Origin of the sequence: Streptomyces sp. NPDC086554 (assembly GCF_040686095.1) — a bacterium.
In the GTDB taxonomy this organism is placed as follows: domain Bacteria; phylum Actinomycetota; class Actinomycetes; order Streptomycetales; family Streptomycetaceae; genus Streptomyces.
On the sequence record NZ_JBFBJK010000014.1, the window covers coordinates 223,192 to 247,103 of the forward strand.

General features: G+C 68.9%; 12 protein-coding genes and 1 pseudogene. 7 read left to right on the plus strand and 6 right to left on the minus strand.

Annotated features, from left to right (window positions below):
* The first annotated feature begins 69 nt into the window (after positions 1-69).
* From AB0O76_RS24370 to AB0O76_RS24385, 4 genes are all read left to right on the plus strand, one after another.
* Complete coding sequence (locus tag AB0O76_RS24370) at positions 70-1,989, plus strand: ABC transporter ATP-binding protein (protein WP_365494984.1); 1,920 nt, start codon at positions 70-72, stop codon at positions 1,987-1,989.
* Positions 1,986-3,989, plus strand: coding sequence for an ABC transporter ATP-binding protein (locus tag AB0O76_RS24375; protein ID WP_365494986.1), 2,004 nt, complete (start codon positions 1,986-1,988; stop codon positions 3,987-3,989). The genes AB0O76_RS24370 and AB0O76_RS24375 overlap by 4 nt, the downstream gene beginning before the upstream one ends.
* A 417-nt stretch (positions 3,990-4,406) precedes the next feature.
* Complete coding sequence (locus AB0O76_RS24380; protein ID WP_365494989.1) at positions 4,407-6,473, plus strand: M4 family metallopeptidase; 2,067 nt, start codon at positions 4,407-4,409, stop codon at positions 6,471-6,473.
* A 299-nt stretch (positions 6,474-6,772) separates the two neighbouring features.
* Complete coding sequence (locus AB0O76_RS24385; protein ID WP_365494992.1) at positions 6,773-8,407, plus strand: M4 family metallopeptidase; 1,635 nt, start codon at positions 6,773-6,775, stop codon at positions 8,405-8,407.
* Between the two features lie 90 nt (positions 8,408-8,497).
* Here AB0O76_RS24385 and AB0O76_RS24390 read toward each other — a convergent pair whose 3' ends face one another.
* The 5 genes from AB0O76_RS24390 to AB0O76_RS24410 all read right to left on the minus strand — a co-directional run bounded on the left by AB0O76_RS24390 (position 8,498) and on the right by AB0O76_RS24410 (position 18,381).
* Positions 8,498-9,052, minus strand: coding sequence for a hypothetical protein (locus AB0O76_RS24390; RefSeq protein WP_365494994.1), 555 nt, complete (start codon positions 9,050-9,052; stop codon positions 8,498-8,500).
* Positions 9,053-9,062: 10 nt separating this feature from the next.
* Positions 9,063-13,541, minus strand: a complete 4,479-nt coding sequence (locus AB0O76_RS24395; RefSeq protein ID WP_365494997.1) for an RHS repeat-associated core domain-containing protein — start codon at positions 13,539-13,541, stop codon at positions 9,063-9,065.
* 99 nt (positions 13,542-13,640) lie between these two features.
* Positions 13,641-15,149, minus strand: coding sequence for a DUF4246 domain-containing protein (locus AB0O76_RS24400; RefSeq protein ID WP_365495049.1), 1,509 nt, complete (start codon positions 15,147-15,149; stop codon positions 13,641-13,643).
* A gap of 109 nt (positions 15,150-15,258) precedes the next feature.
* Positions 15,259-17,889 carry an alpha-glucan family phosphorylase gene (gene glgP / locus AB0O76_RS24405; protein ID WP_365495000.1) on the minus strand — a complete coding sequence of 877 codons (2,631 nt, stop codon included), beginning with the start codon at positions 17,887-17,889 and terminating at the stop codon, positions 15,259-15,261.
* Positions 17,890-18,105: 216 nt separating this feature from the next.
* Positions 18,106-18,381: an IPT/TIG domain-containing protein gene (locus AB0O76_RS24410; RefSeq protein ID WP_365495003.1), complete on the minus strand. Its 276-nt coding sequence runs from the start codon at positions 18,379-18,381 to the stop codon at positions 18,106-18,108.
* Positions 18,382-19,280: 899 nt separating this feature from the next.
* Between AB0O76_RS24410 and AB0O76_RS24415 the strand changes: the two genes are divergently transcribed.
* On the plus strand, positions 19,281-19,478 hold the full coding sequence (locus tag AB0O76_RS24415) for a hypothetical protein (RefSeq protein ID WP_365495006.1): 198 nt from the start codon (positions 19,281-19,283) through the stop codon (positions 19,476-19,478).
* Between the two features lie 52 nt (positions 19,479-19,530).
* Here AB0O76_RS24415 and AB0O76_RS24420 read toward each other — a convergent pair.
* Positions 19,531-19,938, minus strand: a pseudogene (locus AB0O76_RS24420) (nuclear transport factor 2 family protein); the annotation flags it as partial.
* Positions 19,939-20,236: 298 nt separating this feature from the next.
* On the opposite strand from AB0O76_RS24420, the gene AB0O76_RS24425 reads away from it, so the two are divergent.
* Positions 20,237-21,451: a S8 family peptidase gene (locus AB0O76_RS24425; RefSeq protein WP_365495009.1), complete on the plus strand. Its 1,215-nt coding sequence runs from the start codon at positions 20,237-20,239 to the stop codon at positions 21,449-21,451.
* A gap of 241 nt (positions 21,452-21,692) precedes the next feature.
* Entirely contained in the window at positions 21,693-23,822 is a 2,130-nt protein-coding gene (locus AB0O76_RS24430; protein ID WP_365495012.1) for an alpha-1,4-glucan--maltose-1-phosphate maltosyltransferase, read from the plus strand.
* The last annotated feature ends 90 nt before the right edge of the window (positions 23,823-23,912 follow it).

The window sequence follows — 23,912 nt, forward strand, 5'->3', positions numbered from 1 at the left end:
CAGCGGACGAGCGGGTCCGGGCCAAAACTCGGTGGGCGCTGTCAGTGGCCATCCGTAGGCTCGCTCCTGATGCCGAACCCAGATGCACCGACCAAGGAATCAGCGAAGGAATCAGCGGGGCGACCAGCGGGGGAACACTCGGGAGGGTCCGCCGCGCGGACCCTGCTGCGTCTGTGGCCCTATGTCCGCCCCGTACGAACTCGCCTGTTCAGCGCGGCATTTGTCGCCGTCCTCGCGTCCTGTACGGGGCTTGTCTTCCCCCTCGTACTGAAGTGGCTCGTGGACGGTCCCGTGGCCGACCGGGACCTCGGCGGGGTGTGGCTCGGGGCGCTGCTCCTGCTGCTGCTCGGCATCGCCGAGGCGCTCCTCTTCGGTCTTCGGCGGTGGCTGGTGGCGCGGCCGCTCGCCTCGGTCGAGGCGGCGATGCGGGCGGACCTCTACCGGCATCTGCAGCGCCTTCCGGTGGCGTTCCACGACCGCTGGGCCTCGGGCCAGCTCCTGTCACGCGGCACGACCGACCTGATGCTGCTCCGGATGTTCCTCGCCTTCCCGCTGACGTTCCTGGTGGTCAACGGCGCGACGATCGTGGTCGGCATGGTCATCCTGGTCGCCCAGGACTGGGCGCTCGGTCTGCTGCTGCTGACCCCGCTCCTCCCGCTGGTGATCTTCTGCGCGTACTTCGAGGGCCGCTATCAGGCGGTGGCGCGGCGGGCGCAGGACCAGGTCGGCGATCTGACGACCGTCGTCGAGGAGAGCGTGCTCGGCATCCGCATCATCAAGGGCTTCGGCCGCCACCGCAGCCAGGCACGGGCGTTCCATGACCTCTCGCACACGCTGCGGGGCACGGAGCTCGCCAAGGCGCGGCTGCTCGCCGCGATCTACGCGGTGATCGTGGCGCTGCCGGAGGTCGCGATCGGCGCGGCGCTCGTCCTCGGCACGGTGCAGGTGGCGGACGGCGACCTGTCCACGGGCACGCTGGTGGCGTTCCTCTCGACGGCCCTGGCCCTGCGCTGGCCGGTGGAGTCGATCGGCTTCCTGCTCGCAATGAGCCAGGAGTCGGCGACGGCCACGGAGCGGTACTTCGAGGTGATGGATGCGGTGCCGGAGTCTTCGGTGGCTTCGGTGGCTTCGGTGACGAAGCCGCCGGTCATGCCCGGCTCCGTGGAAGCCGGGCTCCGGTTTCACGGTGTGCGGTTTCGGTATCCCGATGCCCCTGGCGACGCGCCGCCCGCGCTCGACCGGATCGATCTGCACATACGCACCGGTGAGACGCTCGCCCTCGTCGGTGCGACGGGCAGCGGGAAGACGACCCTGACGGCGCTGGTGCCTCGGCTGCACGAGGTGAGCGAGGGCCGCATCACGCTGGACGGCGCGGACATCGCGGAGATGGACCGCGAGCATCTGCGCACCCTGGTGGCCGTGGCCTTCGAGGAGCCGACGCTCTTCTCGGCCTCGGTCGGCGAGAACGTTCTGATGGGGGCCGGAGAAGCCGCCGGGCAGGCCGAGTTGGCGCGCGCTCTCGAGGTCGCCCAGGCGGACTTCGCGCACGCGCTGCCGCAGGGTACGGACACGCAGGTGGGCGAGCAGGGCCTGAGCCTGTCCGGGGGTCAGCGCCAGCGCCTCGCCCTGGCCCGCGCCGTGGTCGCCCGCCCCCGCTTCCTGGTCCTCGACGATCCGCTGTCCGCCCTGGACGTGCACACGGAGGCCCTGGTGGAGGCGGCCCTGCGCCGCGTCCTGCGGGACACCACGGCCCTCGTGGTGGCGCACCGCCCGTCCACGGTCCTGCTCGCCGACCGCGTCGCCCTGCTGTCCGGGGGCCGGATCACCGCGGTGGGCACGCACCAGGAACTGCTGAGGGAGAACGCGGAGTACGCGTGGCTGATGTCGGGGGCGGAGCCCGCCTCCGGCGAGGAAGAGCCCGGTACGGACACCTGGTACGCGAAGGACGAGGCGGACCCCGGGTCCGCGGAGGGGGAGGCCGCCCGATGACGGCATCGACACCGACGTCACGTACAACGGGGCCGGGCGAGGAGGAGCGACCCGACGCCGACGGGCGCCCCACCGGACGGGGTCGGTCCGCGGACGGCGAGCGCGAGCACTCCGGCGGGGACCACTCCGAACCCGGAAAGCGGCCGCCCGTAGACGACGTAGACGACAGGGAGCCCGGCCCCGCCGAATCCGTTTCCCCCACCGACGACTTCGACAAGGACACGCTCCCCACCCGGCCCGGCGCCACCGCCGCCCTGCTCCGTTCGCTGCTCGCGCCGCTGCGCAGGCGGGTCGTTCTCGCGACCGTGCTGCTCCTGCTGCAGCAGGCCGCCGTGCAGGGCGGGCCGCTGCTCGTGGCGTACGCCATCGACAGCGGCGTACCGGCCGTACGCCGCGACGACCACGGGCCGTTGATCGCGGTCGGCGTCGGCTATCTGCTGTGCGCGGCCGCGTCCGCCGCGTTCCAGTACGCGTTCATCGTCGCCTCGGCCCGGGTGAACCAGGACGTGCTGCTCGATCTGCGCGGGCGGATCTTCCGGCACGCGCAGGCGCTCAGCGTGGACTTCCACGAGCGGTACACGTCGGGGCGGCTGATCTCCCGCTCGACGACGGATGTGGAGTCCCTGCGGGAGCTGCTCAGCGAGGGCCTGCAGGAGCTGATCACCGTCATCCTGTCCTTCGTCTACATCTCGGCGATGCTGCTCTGGCTCGACCTGAGCCTCGGCGCCGCCGCGGTGGCTTCGTTCGTGCCGCTCTACCTCCTCGTACGCCGCTACCAGCGCCGCGCGGGCCCGCTGTTCGGCAAGCGTTCCACCGCGATCGCCGCCGTCATCGTGAAGTTCGCCGAGACGATGAACGGCATCCGCCCGGTCCGCGCCTTCCGCCGCGAGCGCGCCAACGAGGCCGAGTTCGCCGTGCTCAACGACCGGCACGAGCGCCGCAACGGCGACGCGATGCTGGAGATGGCCCAGTACGTCGTCGGCTCGCGGCTCGTCGCCAACACGGCCGTCGCCGGCATCGTCCTGTGGGGCGCCTACCGCGTCACCGACGGCACGCTCGCGCTCGGGGTTCTCGCCGCCGCGGTGCTCTATCTGCGGCGCCTGTACGACCCGATCGACCGGCTCGGCATGTTCCTCAACTCCTATCAGTCGGCGGCCGCGTCCCTGGAGAAGGTCGCGGGTCTGCTCGCCCAGACGCCTTCGGTGCCGGAACCGGCCGCAGAGTCGGCGCGCCCGCTGCCCGCCCTCGCCTCCGAACACCCGGGCCGCGAGGTCCGCTTCGACGGCGTGCGGTTCGCCTACCGCACCGGCGGCGAGGTCCTTCCCCGCTTCGATCTGACGCTGCCCGCCGGGCAGACCGTCGCCGTCGTCGGCTCCACCGGCGCGGGCAAGTCGACGCTCGCCAAGCTCCTGGCCCGCTTCTACGACCCGACGGACGGCCGGGTCCTCCTCGACGGGGTCGATCTGCGCGACCTCGCCAACGCCGAACTGCGGCGCGGCGTGGTCATGGTGACCCAGGAGGCGTTCCTCTTCTCCGGCACGGTCGCGGAGAACATCGCCATCGGCCGCCCTGACGCCACCCGCGAAGACATCGAGCACGCGGCGAAGGCGATCGGCGCGCACGACTTCATCGCGTCCCTTCCGGACGGCTACGACACCGACGTACGCAAGAGGGGCGGCCGTATCTCCGCCGGTCAGCGGCAGTTGGTGGCCTTCGCGCGGGCGCTGCTCGCCGACCCGTCTGTGCTCATCCTCGACGAGGCGACCAGCTCCCTGGACATCCCGGGCGAGCGGGCGGTGCAGCGCGCCATGCACACGGTCCTTCGCGGCCGCACCGCCGTCGTGATCGCCCACCGGCTCTCCACGGTGGAGATCGCCGACCGGGTGCTCGTGATGGAGCACGGCCGGATCGTGGAGGACGGCACTCCGGACGAACTCATCGCGGGCAGCGGCTCGTTCGCGGATCTGCACCGCGCCTGGCGGGACAGCGTGGTGGGTTAGCCGGCCGCCGGGGACTTCGTGATCATTCCGCACCTGGGGCGGCTGTCCCCAACTGAGCGCGCCACGCGCCCAGTTCGTGGACCAGATCCGGCCACCGGCCGCCCGACGCCGGGCCGGTAGTACGACATCGAACATCTGACGCACGACCGGGAGCTGTCCTCGAACAAGAGGGCAGCCCCTGGACTTGGACGCCCTCTCCGTATATCGAACGTGACCTACCGGGCAGCGGACCAGTTCCGGCCAACTATTGACGCAACCCTGACAAGGAGCCCGCCCTGGTGCCACTCTTCCCCTCAATTCGCAGCTCCACGTTCGATTCCCAGCTCCACGTTCTGCCTTGTTCTGCCCGGACGGCACGACCGCGCCGCCCGACCTCCCTGGCCGCGCAACCCCGCGGCCACGCAGAAGGAGTCCGTGTTGAGATCCACCTCCCACAGATCCGCGTCCCGCAGATCCATCTCCTCCCGACGGGGTGCCGCAGCCGGCGCCCTGACCGCCGTCGCGGCGCTCATCGCGGTGGCCGTCCAGACCGGCCCGGCAACGGCCGACGACCCGGCCAGGACTCCGTCCACCGCACCGGCCGCCGCCAAGATCGGCAAGGCCGACCCGGGTTCGGTGCCGGCCAAGCTCTCCCCCGCCCAGCGTGCCGCGCTCCTCAAGGACGCCAACGCCACCAAGGCGGACACCGCCAAGGACCTGGGCCTCGGCGCCAAGGAGAAGCTCGTCGTACGTGACGTCACCAAGGACGGCGACGGCACGACCCACACCCGCTACGAGCGCACCTACGACGGAATGCCCGTACTCGGCGGCGACCTGGTGGTCGACGAGGCGAAGTCCGGGAAGACCGAGGGCGTCACCAAGGCATCGAAGGCGCAGCTCAAGGGCGTCGACACCACAGCCGATGTGAAGGCGTCGGCCGCCGAGAAGCAGGCGCTCGGGGCCGCGAAGGCCGAGGGGTCGAAGAAGACCGACGCGGACCGGGCGCCCCGCAAGGTCGTCTGGATGGCCAAGGGCGAGCCGACTCTCGCGTACGAGACGGTGGTCGGCGGGCTGCAACACGACGGGACGCCGAACGAGCTGCACGTCATCACGGACGCGGCCACCGGCAAGAAGCTCTTCCAGTGGCAGGGCATCGAGAACGGCACGGGCAACACCCAGTACAGCGGTCAGGTCACCCTCGGGACGGCCCAGTCGGGGTCCAACTACACCCTGACGGACACCACCCGGGGCAGCCACAGGACGAACAACCTCAACCGCGGCACCTCCGGCACCGGCACGCTCTTCTCGGGCGCCGACGACGTGTGGGGCAACGGCCAGGCCTCCAACCTGGAGACCGCGGGCGCCGACGCCCACTACGGCGCCGCACTCACCTGGGACTACTACAAGAACGTGCACGGCCGCTCCGGCATCCGTGGTGACGGCGTCGGCGCGTACTCGCGGGTCCACTACGGCAACAACTACGTCAACGCCTTCTGGTCCGACAGCTGCTTCTGCATGACGTACGGCGACGGCGCGGGCAACGCCAAGCCGCTGACGTCCATCGACGTGGCGGCCCACGAGATGACGCACGGTGTGACCGCGGCCACCGGCAACATGACGTACAGCGGCGAGTCCGGCGGTCTGAACGAGGCGACCTCCGACATCTTCGCGGCGGCCGTCGAGTTCAACGCCAACAACGCGCAGGACGTCGGCGACTACCTCGTCGGCGAGAAGATCGACATCCGCGGCGACGGCACCCCGCTGCGCTACATGGACAAGCCCAGCAAGGACGGCTCGTCCAAGGACTCCTGGTACTCGGGCATCGGCAACATCGACGTCCACTACTCGTCCGGTGTCGCCAACCACTTCTACTACCTGCTGAGCGAGGGCAGCGGCGCCAAGGTGATCAACGGCGTCTCCTACAACTCGCCCACCTCGGACGGCCTGCCTGTGGCCGGAATTGGTCGTGACAAGGCGTCGCTCATCTGGTTTAAGGCGCTGACGACGAAGTTCACCACGACCACCAACTACGCGGCGGCCCGCACCGGGACGCTCGCCGTGGCCGGTGAGCTGTACGGCACGACCAGCGCCGAGTACAAGGCGGTGGCCGACGCATGGGCCGGTGTCAACGTCGGCTCGCGGCCCGGCGGTGGCGGCACGGACTTCGAGAACACGACAGATGTCGCCATTCCGGACAACGGTGCGGCGGTGACCTCCTCGGTCAACGTCACCGGACGCACCGGCAACGCGCCCAGCGCGCTGAAGGTCGGCGTCGACATCGTGCACACCTGGCGTGGCGACCTGGTCGTCGATCTGGTGGCGCCCGACGGCACGAACTACCGCCTGAAGAACTCGAGTTCATCGGACTCGGCGGACAACATCGTCGCGACGTACACGGTCGACGCGTCGTCCGAGGTGGCCAACGGGACGTGGAAGCTGAAGGTGCAGGACGTGGCCGCGCAGGACGTCGGCCGCATCAACAGCTGGAAGCTGACGTTCCCGTAAGCCTCCCCAAGTCCTCCAAGTCCTCCAGGTCCCCCGCGAAATGAGAGACGGCGCCGCTCCGGGTGGTTCAACTCCCCGGAGCGGCGCACCCATGTGTGCCGCCTGTACGCCGTCGTTCGCATTGCGTACATGGACCTTCGCTCAACGGACCATTTCTGGCCAACCTATGGCCAAGGGCCTGACATGAACCTGGCTCAACTGGCACTCTTCCCTCGCACGGCACACCAGATACACCCGCACCGCATCTTTCAGCCCGGACAGTCCCCATACCGTCCGGGCCCCCCACAGAAGGAGCATGCGTGACCCCCCACATAACCCGGAAGCGCTCAACGCTGGCCATAGCCACCGCTGTTGCCGCCGGAGCAATGCTCGCCGCCGGCCTGACCACCGGCGCATCCGCACAGCCCGACCAGGCCGGCGCGTCCGCCGCGTCCCCGGTCTCGCTCTCCGTGTCGGCCCGCGCGGACCTGTTGCAGGACGCGAACGCCGACAAGGCAGCCACCGCCGAGAAGATCGGCCTGGGTTCCAAGGAAAAGCTCGTCGTCCGCGATGTCGTCAAGGACCGTGACGGCACCACGCACACCCGCTACGAGCGCACCTACGACGGCCTGCCCGTTCTCGGCGGCGACCTCGTCGTGCACGCCGCGAAGAGCGGCAAGGTCAAGAGCGTGACCAAGGCGGCCAAGGCCACCATCAAGGTCGCCTCCACCTCCGCGAAGATCGCGACCAAGTCGGCCGCGAAGTCCGCCGAGTCGACCGCCGCGAAGACCGGCGACACCAAGAAGGCGGACGCACAGGCGCCGCGCAAGGTCGTCTGGGCCGCCTCCGGCAAGCCGGTCCTGGCTCACGAAACCGTGGTCACCGGCGTCCAGAAGGACGGCACGCCGAGCAAGCTGCACGTCATCACCGACGCGGCCACCGGCAAGAAGCTCTTCCAGTACCAGGCCATCGAGAACGGCGCGGGCCACAGCCAGTACAGCGGCGACGTCGAGGTCGGCTCCAAGAAGGGCGACAACGGCTTCGTCCTGACCGACGACACCCGCGGCGGCCACTCCACGTACGACCTCGACCACAGCGAGAGCGGCGAGGGCAAGCTCGTCACGGACGACGACGACACGTGGGGCACCGGAAAGCCGGAGGACGCCCAGACCGCCGCCGTCGACGCCGCCTACGGCGCCCAGTTGACCTGGGACTACTACAAGACCGTGCACGGCCGTGACGGCATCAAGGGCGACGGCAAGGGCGCGACCTCGCGGGTCCACTACGGCAAGGCGTACGTCAACGCCTTCTGGGACGACAGCTGCTTCTGCATGACGTACGGCGACGGCGAGGGCGACAAGAAGCCCCTCACGTCGATGGACGTCGCGGCGCACGAGATGACGCACGGCGTCACGGCGGCGACCGCCAACATGGAGTACAGCGGCGAGTCGGGCGGCCTGAACGAGGCCACCTCCGACATCTTCGCGGCGGCCGTCGAGTTCGGCGCCAAGAACGAGAAGGATGTCGGCGACTACTACGTCGGCGAGAAGATCGACATCAACGGCGACGGATCGCCGCTCCGGTACATGGACAAGCCCTCCAAGGACGGCAACTCCCTGGACAACTGGAGCGAGGACGCGGGCAACGTAGACGTCCACTACTCCTCGGGCATCGCCAACCACTTCTTCTACCTGCTGTCGGAGGGCAGCGGCGCGAAGGAGATCAACGGCGTCAAGTACGACTCCCCGACCGCCGACGGCTCCAAGGTCGAGGGCATCGGCCGCGAGAAGGCCGAGAAGATCTGGTTCAAGGCCCTGACGACGTACTTCACGACGACCACGGACTACAAGGCCGCGCGTGAGGGCACGCTGAAGGCGGCGACGGACCTGTACGGCGCGGACTCCGCCGAGGCCAAGGGCGTCGCGGCGGCCTGGACCGGCGTCAACGTCAAGTAACTCTCGTCAAGCAACTCTCTTTGCCGGGGCGGCACCCGGGGGGCCTCCTCCCCCCGGGTGCCGCTTTCCGCTCCCCTCGGAGCGTGCGACTCATTCCGTTCTCAGCTCACGGCTTCCGGCTCGGTTCTTCGCGATGTTCCGTGTCTTCTTGGTGCGGGCCGACTCGGCGACGACGGCGAGCACCTCCGGCGACCTCGACCACTCGGCGAGGTGGCGCTGCATCCAGTCGGTGACCTCCGCCAACTCGGCCGGTGTCGGCACGTGGCCGTCCTTGATGGACAGATAGAACAGCCAGTCGTCGATACGGCGGCGGATGAACTCGCGGTACGCCTCCGCCTTGAGCTGGTCGATCTCCGGCAGCAGTTCGTCCGACCACTGCCGGAACTCGGCAGGACCGGTCACCTTCCACGCGATCTCGTCCACGAGGGCGACCACCGCCGTCTTGGACCCCGATTCGTCGGGGTCGCGCAGGATCGTGGCCACGATCGCGCGGTCCCGGTCGCGGCTCCGCGAGGCAGCGATCACCGAGACGACGCGTAGGTACGCGGACGTTCGGGCGTGGTCGTCCGCGACGGCTTCGTCGACGTCCACGTCGACGATGCCGGCCTCCGCCAGCAACTCGGCCACATCGGAATGCAATGTCATCGCTTCATCCCTACTTGCAGGGTTTCTTGCCGGCCTCGGCGGCCTCGCGCTGCTCCTTCGCAGCCCGCTCCTCCGCCTGACTCCGCTTGCCGAGCTTCCTGACGGCGGTCCTGATCTGCGGCTTGAAATGCTCCACCGCTTGTCGCTGCTTGCTCGAAAGCTCCGGTTGGTTGTGGAGGGGTTTGCCGTTCGGCCCGATCCTGACCTCGCGGCCCCCGCCACCGGTGACGTGGGCGTGCGCCGGCTTGTCGACGTCGTACTCGTGCACGACGATCTTCACTCCGTTCTTGCTGACGTCCAGGAGGGAAAGGCCGAGAGGGTCGATCCACATGAACGGGTTGGGAACGTAACTGTGCGGCGCGAAGCCACCGGCGAGACCGATCGGGTCCGAGGTGAGGTAGCGGGCGGTTTCGGGGTCGTAGTGCCGGAAGTAGTTGTAGTGCAGCCCCGTCTCGGGGTCGTAGTACTGGCCGGGGAAACGCAGTGGTGTGTAGGCGGTGGCGCCTCGGTTCCAGACCGTGGTGCCCCAGAGGGTGGTTCTGGTGCGCCAGGCGATGTCCCCCTGTTCGTCGAGGAGCTCGGTCGGGGTGCCGACGAGGTCGGTGACGATGGCGTAGAAGCGGGCGTCCACTTCTTCGTCGGTGAGGTGTTTGCGCTCTGTCTGGGCCAGGGGGCACAGTCCGTCATGGTCCCAGGTGAGGGTCACTGATTCCGGTGCGCCCGGGGTGTGGCTCGTCTGTTCGCAGAGGGTCAGGTCGTCCCAGGTGAAGTCGGTCTGTTCTGCCACCCCCTGTTCCGTCACGCGCTGTTTGGACACGCGGCGGCCCAGGGGGTCGTAGAGGTAGCGCCACCTTGTGCCGTCGGGGGTCACCACGGAGGTGAGGCGGTCTTCCGCGTCCCATTCGTAGTGCCAGGTGTCGGGTTTGCGGGACAGCCGGGTCTTCTGGCGCAGGGTGGTGCGGCCCGCTGTGTCGTATGCGTAGCGGACGTTGCCCGCCGCGGTGATACGGGTGCCGGTGTACGCGCGGGGGCCTGTTGCCTCTTGGCCCGGCATGTTGGCAGGCCAGGAGGCGCTGGTCTGGTTGCCCGCCTCGTCGTAGGCGTAGGTTTCCGTCCAGCCTGCCGCGTGGACCGCGGTGACCCGGCCTGCCGCGTCCAGGTCGAAGCGCCGCGTGCCGCCCAGCTGGTCCTCCATGCCGGTCAGATGGTCGTCCGCACGGTAGGTGTACGCACGGTGCTGGATACGCGTGCGGGCCGGGCCCATCAGTTCCTGTTTCGTCAGGCGGCCCACGACGTCGTACACGTTCGTCAGTGTCAGGGCCTCGCCGACCGTGCGGGTGAGCTCCCGGCCCGCCCCGTCGTGCGTGAACGCCAACCTCCTGCCGGACGCAATCAGTTCGGTGCAATGGCCTGCCGCGTCGTACGTCCAGGTGCTCGTCGCGCCGGACGGTGTGGTGCGGCCGGTGCGACGGCCCAGTTCGTCGTAGGTGTGGGTCAGGGTGCGGCCGTTGACCGTTTCGGAGAGCAGACGCCCCGCCCTGTCCCTCTCCAGGGTCAGTGTCACGTCCGGGCTCACCGCCTCGGTGAGGTCGCCCGTCGCGTCGTAGGTGTAGCGCGTGATCGCGGCGCCTGCCACGTTCTGCGTGACCGTCCGGCCCAGCGCGTCCCGTTCGAAGGTGATCTCGTCGCCCGCGGCCGTCGTACGGGTCACCAACTGGCCCGCCGCGTCGTGGGTGTACGTCAGTGTGCGGTCGTCGAAATCCGTTTCCGCCACGAGGCGGCCTGCCGGGTCGTACTCGTAACTCCAGGTCAGTCCCTGCGGGTTGGTGACCTTGCGGAGCTGGAGCTGGGTGTCGTGGTCGAACTCGTAGCGGACGCCGTCGGGGCCCGTGCGGGCCGCGATCAGGTCGAAGTGCGTGTATTCGTGTGTCGAGGTCGCGCCCATCGCGTCCGTGTGCGAGGTGCAGTTGCCCTCGCCGTCGTACGTCCACGACTCCGACGAGCCGTCCGCCTCCGTGCGCCGCGCCGGCTTGCCCTCCACCGTCCACTCAAGGCGCGTGGTCGCGCCCGTCGGGTCCGTGATCGTGCTCGCGCGGCCGAAGGCGTCGAGGTCGTAGCGGGTCACCGCGCCCAGCGGGTCCGTGACTTCCAGCGGCAGGCCCGCCGCGTTGCAGCGCAGCTCGGTGGTGTGGCCGAGGGGGTCCGTGATGGTGGACACGGCTCCGGTGGCGTCGTGGGTGAAGTGGTGAGTCATGCCGTCGGGGGCGGTCACGCTGGTGCGGTTGCCGTGCTCGTCCCATGTCTGGCGCAGGACGGCGCCGTCCGGGCCGACGATCTCGACCGGCAGGTTGAGGTCGTTGTACACCGCGCCGGCGCACGTGCCGTCCGGAGCACGTGTCGCGGTCGGATTGCCGTGCTCGTCCCAGGTGTTCTCGGTGCGGCGCCCCAGCGCGTCGGTGCGGGCGAGCAGGTTGTTCCAGCTGTCCCACTCGGTGTGGACGGTGCCGCCCAGCGGGTCCGTCTCGGACAGGAGCTGGCTGAGGTCGTTGTAGCGGTAGACGGTGGTCTGGCCGAGGGCGTCGGTGTAGCGGGTTTCCTGCTCATCGGGGCGGTACTCGATGGTGCAGGCCAGGTGGTCGGCGGTGCTCTCGCCGCGGACGCAGCGGTCTTCGTCGTCGTAGGTGAAGCGGTACCAGGTGTGGTTGCTGTCGGTCCAGGACGTGATGCGGGCCCGGTCGTCGTAGTCCAGAAGCCGACTCAGCCCGGCCGAGTTGTGGACCTCGGCCAGATTGCCGACCTCGTCGTAGCCGTACGCGGCCACCAGCGTGCCGCCCGTGCCGGTGCCGGGGGCGAGCAGACGCAGCGCGGTGATGCGGTGGTCGTCGGTGTCCACCTTCAGGTGGTAGCCGCCGGTGTGGCGTATCGCCGTGGGTGCGCCGGTGGGGTCGTGGTCGATGTCGATGCGGTTGCCGTTGCGGTCGGTGATGGCTCGTAGTGGCAGGGTTTCGTGTCGTTCTCCGGCAGGGGGCTCCGTGTCCGCCGTGTCGGCCGTATCCACCGTGTCGGGTGTGACCGGGAGGAAGTGGCGGACATGGCCGGTGTGCGGGTCGGTGGCCGTGACCGTGCCTGCGTCGTCCATGCTCAGCGGCCGGCGGGGGCCGTGGGCGGGCAGCACCGGCTCGCCGCCGGGTTGGGGGTGGGGGTAGGACAGCAGCTGGCCGTCCTCGGTGACGTAGATCAGACCTTCGTCGTCGATCTCGACCCGCTCGTCCAGCGTCGAGGCCCATGAGTCGCCGTACCAGTGGCCCCAGCGGTACGTGGACAGGTGCGTGCGCTGGAGGACGAGTGGGAGCAGGCCCGGCAGTTCGACGTCGGTCTTCTCCATGAGCATTTCGCCGGAGATCATGTCGATGGGGTCGCCGTTCTTGCAGCGGCCCTTGGTCGGCTTGGCCTTGCCCGCCACCTTCTTCATGCCGCCCGCGAGGGCGTTGCGGAGTCCCCCGGAGCGCAGTCCGCGGGCGGCGGCCTTCAGCCCCTTGGCGGCCTTGGCGGCGGTGGTGATGCCCTTGGCTCCCGGAATGCAGTCCATCGCGGCGAACGCGACGTCCATGAGGGTGGCTTGGCCTTTTGCGTATTTGGTCAGCGTGTCGGCGAGAACGATCGCTCCGGCGATGATGACGATGGCGGCGAGGATGGGCCCGCCCACGATCAACGCGATGACACCGACCACGGCGACGACAACCTTGCAGACCGCGATGATGGTGTCCCAGTTGTCGGAGACCCAGTCGCCGATCTCCTCCCACCACTTGCGGTTCTGAATGCCCGCGTCGGAGGCCTCGTCGATCTTCCGCTTGGCGGTACCGGCGGCCTCCTGGCGCATCTTGCGCGCGTCCTCGGCCATCTTCTTCGCCGCATCCAGCGCGCTCTGCGCGGAGGTGACGTCGCCCTGGGCGGTGGTCTGGGCCTTCTCGGCGGAGGTGGCGTTGCGGGTGGCGGCCTTGACCTTGTCGGGGTCCGGCTCGGGCACATCCTTCTTGCCCGAGCCCTTGTCGTCCTTGTACTTGTCGGCTTCCTTGCCCGCCCGCTCCACCCACGAATTCGCCGACGTCAGCTTGGACTTGGCACTGCTCAAGTCGGCCTGCGCCTCACGACCCTTGACCAGCGCCTTGTCCGCAAGGGTCTGGGCGCGTTCCAGATCCGGCCAGTACGCGGACAGGGCATCCCCGGCCATCTCGTAGCTCTTCTTGAGCTTCTTCAGCTTGCTCGGCGCATCCTCGAACTGCTCCGTGAAAGCGTCAGCCGTCTTGCCCGCCCACTGCAGGATCGCGTCCTCGCCCGCCATCCCCTTGATGTCCCGCAGCACCCTGCCGACATCGTCCGAGAAGTCATGCAGATTCTTGGCAAGGCTGCGAACCCGGTGCGGATCACCCGGAGTCGGATCCTTGTCCAGATCCAGGACGTGCCAATCCCGCGGCCTATGGCCCGCCATGCTGCAACCCCCGTCACACCTACACCGCCAACTGCCCTGAGTACACGTGAACGTACAGGTCAGGACGTCCGGCGGAAAGCCGACGGTTCCGTGGGGCGATCAGTGCTCACACAGGGAGAACTCCCGCTCATAGAGCTGCTCGTTGTGTTCGTCGACGAAGAACTTGCGTTCCTGCATGAGTTGTTCGCGGTAGCTCTTGGCCTGTTCGAGCGTCATGGTCGAGGTCTCGGACCACGGCTGCTGCGGTGGCACATCGGATGTCGAGACGATCTTTTCCGACGGGTCGACCAGGAAGAACGCGAGAATTTTACGATGCCCGGGACGGGTGGCGTCCGTGAGGCGGAACGAGCCGACGCGGTGTTGCAGGACGTTCGGGAACGCCAGGCAGCGGCCCTCCGGGGTCGATGCCGATCCCAGCTTCTGGTTCAGTGCGTCTTCGTTCTCCAGGCCGTAGACCTCACGCACACCGTTGTCGTCGTTCTGTTCGTAGTTCGGGTCGTCGAGCGCCGCCCGGAAACTCAGTCGGCTTTCGGTGATGTTCTCGCTGTCCCAGTAGTAGATGCCGGTCGAGACGATCCGCTCATTCAGCATCCCCTCGACATGCCAGGAACCGCCGGCGTACTCGGGCTTGTCCGGAGTGAGATGAATGGTGGCGAGCTTGACGATGACCTGGAGACGACGGCCGCGCAGGTCGACTCGGGCGGAGTCGTCGGGCAACTCGGGCGGGGTGAAGGCAGGGGCGTCCGGGATGACCGGGCTGCGATTCTCCCACCAATCGTCCTGGGCCTCTTCGTAGGCACTGACGGCCTCTTCGTAGGCACCGTCATCGCTGTAGGAAGACTCGTCCGGATACTCCGGCTCCGAGTCGTACCACCCGTATGGATCGGCCTCGATCCGCAGGGGCCGCGGATGGCGCAGATCGGTGAGCACGTTCTCGAACAGCGGACGCAGGCGTGCGAACAAGTCCGGGAGGGCGGAGGCCAGTTCACGATGCTTCTCGGGGTGGATGTTGTTGACGTACGAACGGAAGGCGACATCGCCGTCGTCACTGACGTCGACGTCCGTCGGAAGCCACTGGAATTTCTCGGAGAATTCGTGCCGCGAATAGCGGTCCGTCGGGTTCCGCCAAGCCCGCTCGGGCGCTCCGCTCACCTCGTTCACCAGGCAGAACAGTGAGGGATGCACCAGATCAAGTACCTGGCCATCGGATCCGGGATGCCAGTCCTTTTCGTCTTCGGGTGCCTGTTCCAGAACCCGGACCGCCTCGCGCAGCCGGGATCCGAGCTCGTCGTCGACCAGTGTGTCCGACTGCCACACCCCGTCGACGGCGGACACTTCTACGCCGGTTTGTCCGTCCCGCAGCGCGGCGTAATGCACGAGTTCGGCAAGCACGTAACGAACCTGCGCCTCGGTGAGGCCCTGGGCGACCGCTTCTTGCGTCCACCTGGCGACGATGTCGGCGTCGTTCATCTTGTCGAACCACCCCGGCTTCGCCCGGATATGGGCGCTGCACTCCATCATCTGGAGTTCCCGCAGTGTCCGGGGTGTCGCGAACGATATGGAACGGGACGCTTGAAAGGGCAGCGGGAAAGCAGACAGGCCGGTCAATTCTCTTGGTCCTCCCAGTCGATGCATGGCGGCCGGAAGGATACTTGAGCCGACTGACAAGGCAGCTGGAGTGCCGGTCATCGCTCGTGGTCACGGTGGCCTCACCGCATCACCGCATCAGCACCCCCGCTCCCTCCCCCATCCCCTCCGCCGGCACCGCCACCAAACCCAGCTCCGCCCCACTCGCCAGCAGCCGGTGCGCCGGCAGGACGCGGACCGTGTAACCGAACGGGCCCGCCCGGTCGAGGGCCAGTGGGCCCTCGTACAGGCGGCGGCCCTCCGCGTCGGGGCCCGCCACCGGCTTCAGCGGCACCGGCGTCGCGTCCGCGATGAAGTCCTCCGGATCGACCCTCCCCGCGATCGCCTGCACCTCCACGTCATCCGGCGTCAGCTCCCCGAGCCGCACCCGGACCCGCAGCGCGAGCGTCGAGCCCAGCTCGGCCGTCGCCCCGAAGGCGGACGCCTCGACATGGTCGACGGCGACCCGCGGCCACGCAGCGCGCACCCGGGCCTTCCAGGAGGCCAACTCCCCTGCCGCGCCCACGTCCAGCGCCCGATGCGCCAGCGCGGCGGGAACGTACAACCCCTCCACGTAGTCACGGACCATCCGCCCCGCGAGGACCTTCGGGCCCAGCCGCGTCAGCGTCCGGCGGACCATCTCGATCCAGCGGTCGGGGAGACCGCCGGGGCCCTGCTCGTAGAAGCGGGGCGTGATCCGGCGCTCCAGCAAGTCGTACAGCGCCGCCGCCTCCAGCTCGTCACGCCGGTCGTCGTCCGTCGCCGAACCGTCCGCCGTGGGAATCGCCCAGCCGAAGTCCGGCTCGAACCATTCGTCCCACCAGCCGTCCAGGACCGAGAGGTTGAGGCAGCCGTTCAGCGCGGCCTTCATGCCGCTCGTGCCGCACGCCTCCAGCGGGCGCAGCGGGTTGTTCAGCCAGACGTCGCAGCCGGGATACAGCTTCTGGGCCATCGCCATGCCGTAATCCGGCAGGAAGACGACGCGGTGGCGCACCCGCGGGTCGTCCGTGAAGCGCACAAGGTCCTGGATGAGGCGTTTGCCGCCGTCGTCCGCCGGGTGCGCCTTTCCGGCCACGACGATCTGGATGGGCCGCTCCTCGTGGGTGAGCAGATCCATCAGGCGGTCCCGGTCGCGCAGCATCAACGTCAGGCGTTTGTACGAAGGGACGCGGCGCGCGAAGCCGATCGTCAGGACGTCCGGGTCCAGTACGTCGTCGATCCAGCCCAGTTCGGCGCTCGCCGCGCCACGGCCGCGCCACGATGCGTAGAGCCGCCGCCTGACCTCCGTCACCAACTGCCCGCGCAGCTCACGCCGCAGCGCCCAGATGTCGGCGTCCTGGATCTCGGCGACCGCGTCCCAGCGCTCCGAGCCGCCCACCGACAGGGCGTCCTCCGTCCGCTGGGCGCCGATCTGGCGTGCGCCGAGCCGGAAGACCTCGGGGGCGACCCAGGTCGGGGCGTGCACGCCGTTGGTGACGGAGGAGATCGGGACCTCGTCGGCGTCGAATCCCGGCCACAGGCCCGCGAACATCTCGCGGCTCACCTTGCCGTGCAGGGTGGAGACGCCGTTCGCGCACCGTCCGAGGCGCAGGCCCATCACGGCCATGTTGAAGAGGTTGGGCTCGCCGCCCGGATACGTCTCCATGCCCAGGCGCAGGATCCGCTCGACGTCGATGCGGGGCAGCTCGGCGTCCGGGCCGAAGTGCCGGGCGACCAGTTCGCGGTCGAAGCGGTCGATTCCGGCGGGGACGGGCGTGTGGGTGGTGAAGACCGTGCCCGCCCTGACCGCTTCGAGCGAGGTGTCGAACTCCACGCCCTGCTCGGCCAGTTCATGGATCCGCTCCAGGCCGAGGAAGCCCGCGTGCCCTTCGTTGGTGTGGAAGACCTCGGGCTCCGCGTGCCCGGTGAGACGGCAGTACGCCCTTATGGCGCGCACCCCGCCGATGCCGAGCAGCATCTCCTGGAGCAGCCGGTGTTCGCTGCCGCCGCCGTAGAGCCGGTCGGTCACCTCGCGGGCGCCGGGGTCGTTCTCCTCGACGTCCGAGTCGAGCATCAGGAGCGGAACGCGCCCGACGCACGCCTGCCAGACGTGGGCGCGCAGCGAGCGGCCGCCGGGAAGCGCGATCGCGACCTGGCAGGGGCGACCGTCCGCCTCACGAAGGAGGGTCAGCGGCAGCTCGTTGGGGTCGAGCACGGGATAGGTCTCCTGCTGCCAGCCGTCGCGGGACAGGGACTGGCGGAAGTAGCCGTGCCGGTAGAGCAGCCCGACCCCGATGAGCGGGAGCCCGAGATCGCTGGCCGCCTTGAGGTGGTCGCCGGCGAGGATGCCGAGGCCGCCCGAGTACTGCGGCAGGGCGGCCGTGATGCCGAACTCGGGCGAGAAGTAGCCGACACCGCACGGCAGTTCACCACCGCGCTCGGCGGCCTGCTCCTGGTACCAGCGGTCCCCGGTGAGGTACTCCCGCAGCCCGTCGGAGGCCTCCGCGAGGCGCCGCAGGAACGGCTCGTCGTGGGCGAGCCGGGCGAGCCGCGCGGGTGGCACGCTGCCGAGCAGCCGCACGGGGTCGCCGCCGGAGGCGGCCCACAGCTCGGGGTCGACGGCCTCGAAGAGGTCACGGGTGGGTGTGTGCCAGGACCAGCGCAGGTTGCGCGCGAGCTCGGCGAGGGGGGACAGGGGGTCGGGAAGGGCGGGACGTACGGTGAATCGACGGATGGCCTTCACGGTCTCCACCTTCGTACGGCGTGTATGTGCGGGGCGTGTACGTGCGGAATGTGTACCTGCGGAATGTGTACGTGCGGAACGTGTACGAAGGTAGCCCGGCCCGCCCTCCGTCACCACGGCGCACGGGGAGCGCGAGAAGAGGGGCCCGGCGATCGGCCGGACCCCTCTGGTGCCTTTCAGCGGCGGTCAGCCGCCGGTGCCACGCTCAGCCCGCTGTCAGCCGCTGGTGTACCGGTAGCGCAGCCCGTTGCTGTAGCCGCCGCTGCTCTCGGCGACGGCCCACACCGGACCCTCTTCGTGGGCCGGGGTGATGATGACCATCTTGGTGGCCTGCTGCTCCTTGATGATGCACGCGTCGTGGTCGAAGTAGATGTCGATGACGTACTGCAGGTGGTTGCCGTGGACCGTCACCTGCTGACCGCCGTCGACGGAACCCGACGGGGGGTCGAAGCGGACGAGTTCGGGCCTCGGGTCACTCGAAAGTTCCGGCATGTTCTGCTCCGTTTCTCCCCGGCCGGACGGAAAGGGCCGGCGTGGGGAAGTTTCGAGAGAAGAAATCGACGGATGGAGACGCTAGCGATCCGATCTCGCGGTGACAATTACCTACATCCCCAACTCGCCACACTTGTCACCCTGCTGCGTAAATGGCCCGGACGACACGCTTGACACCCGCACCCGTCTCGCCCGACCAGGAGTCCCAGAAATCGGAACTCCGAATTCCTGAAAAGGTTGTCCCGTATTGCACGCCAATTCCCGTCAAACCTCGACACGATGAACTTCAAGGCTGTCCTGAATTCATTGCGGGAGAACCCCCGAGAGCGCACCAAAAGGCCCGTACCCAGGTGGGTACGGGCCTTGGCGCTGCCGGCTGCTCGCTATACCAGGTCCGCCATGACCAATGCCTCGACAGTTCCCTTGAACTGGTAGGCGGGGTTCGGGCCTGAAAGGAATGCCTTTCGGTGCGCCATTCGTGGCATGCGCAACTGTAGAAGAGTCAACCGTGAAACGGAAGTGAAAAAATGTGAATCCAGGGGGAATTGAGCTGGCATTGTCCGGCGAAGTTCCCACGGCTAACTTCTCCGGGGAATTCACCTTCACCCGCGCGCACGCGGGAAGGCCCGACAAGCCCGGAGGAGAGACGATGGCGATGACGTACCAGGCACCCGTGGAGCAGGCCACGATCTTCACCGTGGCGGGCACCGGCGTGCAGGCGTACAGCGGAGACCACGGTCCCGCGACCGAGGCCGCGCTGTACGAGCCGCACGGCGTGGTGCGGGACGACGGGTTCGCCGGTGCCGCCGGTGAGACCGGTGCCTCCGGTGCCTCCGGTGCCTCCGTGGAGGGCGTCCTCTATGTCGCCGACAGCGTCAACCGCCGCGTACGCCGTGTGGATGACCACGGCGTCATCACCACCGTCGCGGGCACCGGCGACCCCGGCGGCTCCGGCGATCGCGGACCCGCCGCCCCTCACCTACCGCCTCGGCATCCACGCACTCCCGGACGCCGCCCCTGGGCTGCGGTCCGACGACGGCGGGCTGCTCATCGGCCGCCTCGCCCCCGTGCCGTTGTCGGCCCGGGTGGAGGAGTAGCCGAAGGACGGCCAAGGAGTAGCCGCTGACCAGCCGCCCCCGACGGCCTGCGGCACGCCGCCACGATCGCCGCCGTGTCCCAGTAGAACGGCCGAACCTCCGCGATCCGTCCGTCCCGCACGGCGATCGTCTGCAGCACCGGGAAGTCGAGCTCGCGTCCGGTGGCACGGGCGCGCGCTCGGACCTGGGAACACACCACGACCGTCTCCCCCGTGGCCAGAAACTCCTGCTCGCCGATCTCGAAGGAGTCCCATGCCTCGCTCATGGCGACGAAGAAGCGCGCCATGCCGTCGTGGCCGCGCCAGACGCCGCCGTACGGCAGTGCTTCGGCCTGATGCATGACGACATCGGTGGCGAAGAAGGGGGCGAGCAGGTCGAAAGTGGCCTTGCCGGGCCCGCCGGCAGCCAGGTAGCGGGACTCGGCCTCGTACATCCCGGCGAGGACATCCATGGAGTTCATGGGGCCAGTGTGGCCACCGGGGCGGGGTATCGCTGGCGGTCGTCGGACGTCGACTTGCCCGCCCGGCACATCACATACCGCGTATCGGCCGAGCACGCCCGCACTCGTCCGAAAATCGCCGCAACCCTCACACCACCCCCACGGGCGATATGGCCGATTCCCCCACGCCGTGTGGTCTTGTAGGGCCTCACAGCTCACGAGAGGCTGCCAAGTGGCGCCCGCGGAGGATACGGGGGACCCGGCAGTCACCGGTCCAACTCCTCGGGCCGCACGTCAAGTTGGGGAGGGAAGCCAGCGTATGACTTTGTCGCGAACGAAGCGTCTGCGGTGGGCGGGAGCCGTCACCGCCGCCACCACGGCGGCGGTGCTTTCGGCCATCACGCTGCCCGCACACGCAGCCCCCGCCGAGGCCCCGCTGGGGCAGATACTCGGCGCCGGGGAGCCCGGTTCCATCAGCGGCAGTTACATCGTCACACTCAAGGGAGGGACAAAGGCCCCGTCGGAGGCGGGCAAGGACATCGCCGAGAAATACGGGGCAAAAATCAGCCACACCTACAGCACGGCGCTCAACGGCTATGCGGTGAAGGCGGGTTCGAAGGAGGCCAAGCGGCTCGCGGGAGACGCGGACGTCGCCTCCGTCGTCCAGGACAGCATGGTGTCCATGGACCACACCCAGAAGAATCCGCCGTCCTGGGGTCTCGACCGGATCGACCAGAACGACCTTCCGCTCGACAAGTCCTACACCTGGCCCGAATCCGCCGGCCAGGGCGTGACGGCGTACGTCATCGACACCGGAATCCGCAGCACGCACACGGACTTCGGCGGGCGTGCGAGCAGCGGCTGGGACTTCATCGACAACGACGCCACGGCGCAGGACGGCAACGGCCACGGCACGCATGTCGCCGCGACCGTCGCGGGCGAGAAGTACGGCGTGGCCAAGAAGGCGAACGTCGTGGGCGTGCGCGTCCTCGACAACGCGGGCTCGGGGACGACCGCACAGGTCATCGCCGGCATCGACTGGGTCACCAAGAACGCCAAGAAGCCCGCGGTCGCCAACCTGAGCCTCGGCGGCACGGTCAACAACCAGCTGGACGCCGCCGTACGCAACTCCATCGCGTCCGGCGTCACTTACACCGTCGCGGCGGGGAACGACGGGCTTCCCGCGTTCCTGTCCTCGCCGGCCCGCGTGAAGGAAGCGGTCACCGTCGGCGCGACCGACGCCAAGGACGCCAAGGCAAGCTTCTCCAACTGGGGTGCCGGCCTTGACCTGTTCGCTCCGGGCGTGGGCATCACGTCGGCGTGGAACACGGGCGACAGTGCCACGAACACCATCTCCGGTACGTCGATGGCCGCGCCGCACGTGGCGGGCGCGGCGGCGCTGTACCTCGCCGACCACACGGCGGCCGCACCGGCCGAGGTGAGCAAGGCGCTCACCGACCGCGCGGTGCCGGGCAAGGTGACGGGCAGCGGCCTCGGCTCCCCGAACAAGCTCCTGCAGGTCAACAACCCGTAGGACACGCCGCATCACGGACCGGCCCCGCCTCGATCGGCGGGGCCGGTTCTATGTGCGCCGGGCAAGTGCCCAAACACACTCGTCGTGCCGCCAGTCTTGTATGAGGCCTTACGCACTAGTAGTTAACAAAGCGCCGGATTGCCCACCCGAAAACCGTGGGAAGGATCCTCCGGTACGCACGCAGCGGAACCCTCCACACCCCCGTATCCGCCCCACTCATGTAACGCGGACAGGAGTGGTCATGCCCTCAACGCGCCCGCCGGCGAAGGCTTCGGCGAAGGCTCCCAAGAAGGTGCCCAAGAGCCGGGAGGACCCGGCGGCACAGCAGGACCCTGCCCCACAGCAGGACGCGCCGCCCGGCCGCATACCGGTGCTCGACATCGCGCCGCAGGTGCACGGCGGGCGCAGGCCCGCCAAGGCCGTGGCCGGTGAGACCTTCCAGGTCACCGCCACCGTCTTCCGCGAAGGGCATGAGGCGGTCGCCGCCAATGTCGTGCTGCGCGACCCCGAGGGGCGCGCGGGCCCCTGGACCCCGATGCGCGAGCTCGCCCCCGGCACCGACCGGTGGGGCGCGGACGTCACGCCGGACGCGCCCGGGAACTGGACGTACCGCGTCGAGGCGTGGGGCGACCCCGTCACGCAGTGGCGGCACCACGCGCAGATCAAGATACCGGCGGGCATCGACACCGAACTCGTCCTGGAGGAAGGCGCACGCCTGCACGAGCGCGCCGCCGCAGGAGCCCCGGTGGGCAAAGGCTGCCGCGCCACCCTGCGCACCGCCGCCGAGGCCCTGCGCGACACCGCACGCCCCGTCGCGGCCCGACTCGCCGCCGCGCTGACCCCGGAGGTCGACGCGGTGCTCGGCCGGTATCCGCTCCGTGAGCTCGTCACGGAGTCGGAGCCGCTGCCGCTGCTTGTGGAGCGGCAGCGGGCGCTGTTCGGGTCCTGGTACGAGTTCTTCCCGCGCTCCGAGGGTGCCGTCGTCCGCGAGGGTGCTCCGCCGGTCTCGGGTACCTTCCGGACGGCGGCCGAGCGGCTGCCCGCGATCGCGGAGATGGGCTTCGACGTCGTCTATCTGCCGCCCATCCACCCCATCGGGACCACTTTCCGCAAGGGGCCGAACAACTCCCTTTCCCCCGGCCCGCACGACGTGGGCGTGCCCTGGGCGATCGGCTCCCCAGAGGGCGGGCACGACGCGGTCCACCCCGATCTCGGCACGCTCGACGACTTCGACGCCTTCGTACGCCGGGCCGCCGATCTGGATCTCGAAGTCGCGCTGGACTTCGCGTTGCAGTGCTCTCCGGACCATCCCTGGGTGGAGAAGCATCCGGAGTGGTTCGCGCACCGCGCCGACGGCACGATCGCGTACGCGGAGAACCCGCCGAAGAAGTACCAGGACATCTATCCGCTGGCCTTCGACCGCGACCTGCCGGGCCTGGTCGCCGAGACCGTACGTCTGCTGCGGTTCTGGATGGACCACGGCGTGCGTATCTTCCGCGTCGACAACCCGCACACCAAACCCGTCGTCTTCTGGGACGAGGTGCTCGCCGACATCAGGCGCACCGACCCTGACGTCATCTTCCTGGCGGAGGCGTTCACGCGCCCCGCGATGCTGCGCACCCTCGCGGCGATCGGCTTCCAGCAGTCGTACACGTACTTCACCTGGCGCAACGCGAAGGATGAACTGACCGACTACCTAAGGGAGTTGTCGTCCGAGACGGCGCATTATCTGCGGCCGAACTTCTTCGTCAACACCCCGGACATCCTGCACGCCTACCTCCAGGACGGCGGCCGCCCCGCCTTCGAGGTACGCGCCGTGCTCGCCGCAACCCTCTCGCCGACGTGGGGCGTCTACAGCGGATACGAACTGTGCGAGAACACCCCGGTACGGGCCGACAGCGAGGAGTATCTGAACTCGGAGAAGTACCAACTGCGGCCGCGGGACTGGCAGTCGGCCGAGCGTTCCGGCTCCACCATCGCACCCCTCATCAGCACGCTGAACCGCGTACGGCGCGCCAACCCCGCCCTGCGCCAACTGCGTGACCTGGACTTCCACTCCACCGACCAGGAGGCGGTGATCGCGTACTCGAAGACGGTCAGGGACCCGGACGACCCGGAAGGATCGAACACGGTTCTGGTGGTCGCCAACCTCGACCCCCACCACACCCAGGAGGCCACGGTCTCGTTGGACATGCCGAAACTCGGCCTCCACTGGCACGAGACCGTGCCGGTGCGCGACGAGCTCACCGGCGAGACCTATCACTGGGGCAGGGCCAACTATGTGCGCCTCGAGCCGGGCCACGCGCCCGCGCACATCCTCCGGGTCCTGCGACCGTCCTCACCGTTGATCGGAGGGTCACCCACACCATGATCGTCAATGAGCCCGTCCAGGACACCTTCGAGGACACTCCCGCGAAGGACCGCGACCCCGAGTGGTTCAAACGCGCCGTCTTCTACGAGG

Excerpts from the sequence above, each read along its gene's own strand:
- AB0O76_RS24370 (WP_365494984.1), top strand. The coding sequence starts at position 70 with ATGCCGAACCCAGATGCACCGACCAAGGAATCAGCGAAGGAATCAGCG.
- AB0O76_RS24375 (WP_365494986.1), top strand. The coding sequence starts at position 1,986 with ATGACGGCATCGACACCGACGTCACGTACAACGGGGCCGGGCGAGGAG.
- AB0O76_RS24390 (WP_365494994.1), bottom strand. The coding sequence starts at position 9,052 with ATGACATTGCATTCCGATGTGGCCGAGTTGCTGGCGGAGGCCGGCATC.
- AB0O76_RS24395 (WP_365494997.1), bottom strand. The coding sequence starts at position 13,541 with ATGGCGGGCCATAGGCCGCGGGATTGGCACGTCCTGGATCTGGACAAG.
- AB0O76_RS24410 (WP_365495003.1), bottom strand. The coding sequence starts at position 18,381 with ATGCCGGAACTTTCGAGTGACCCGAGGCCCGAACTCGTCCGCTTCGAC.
- AB0O76_RS24415 (WP_365495006.1), top strand. The coding sequence starts at position 19,281 with ATGACCACGGCGTCATCACCACCGTCGCGGGCACCGGCGACCCCGGCG.
- AB0O76_RS24425 (WP_365495009.1), top strand. The coding sequence starts at position 20,237 with ATGACTTTGTCGCGAACGAAGCGTCTGCGGTGGGCGGGAGCCGTCACC.
- AB0O76_RS24430 (WP_365495012.1), top strand. The coding sequence starts at position 21,693 with ATGCCCTCAACGCGCCCGCCGGCGAAGGCTTCGGCGAAGGCTCCCAAG.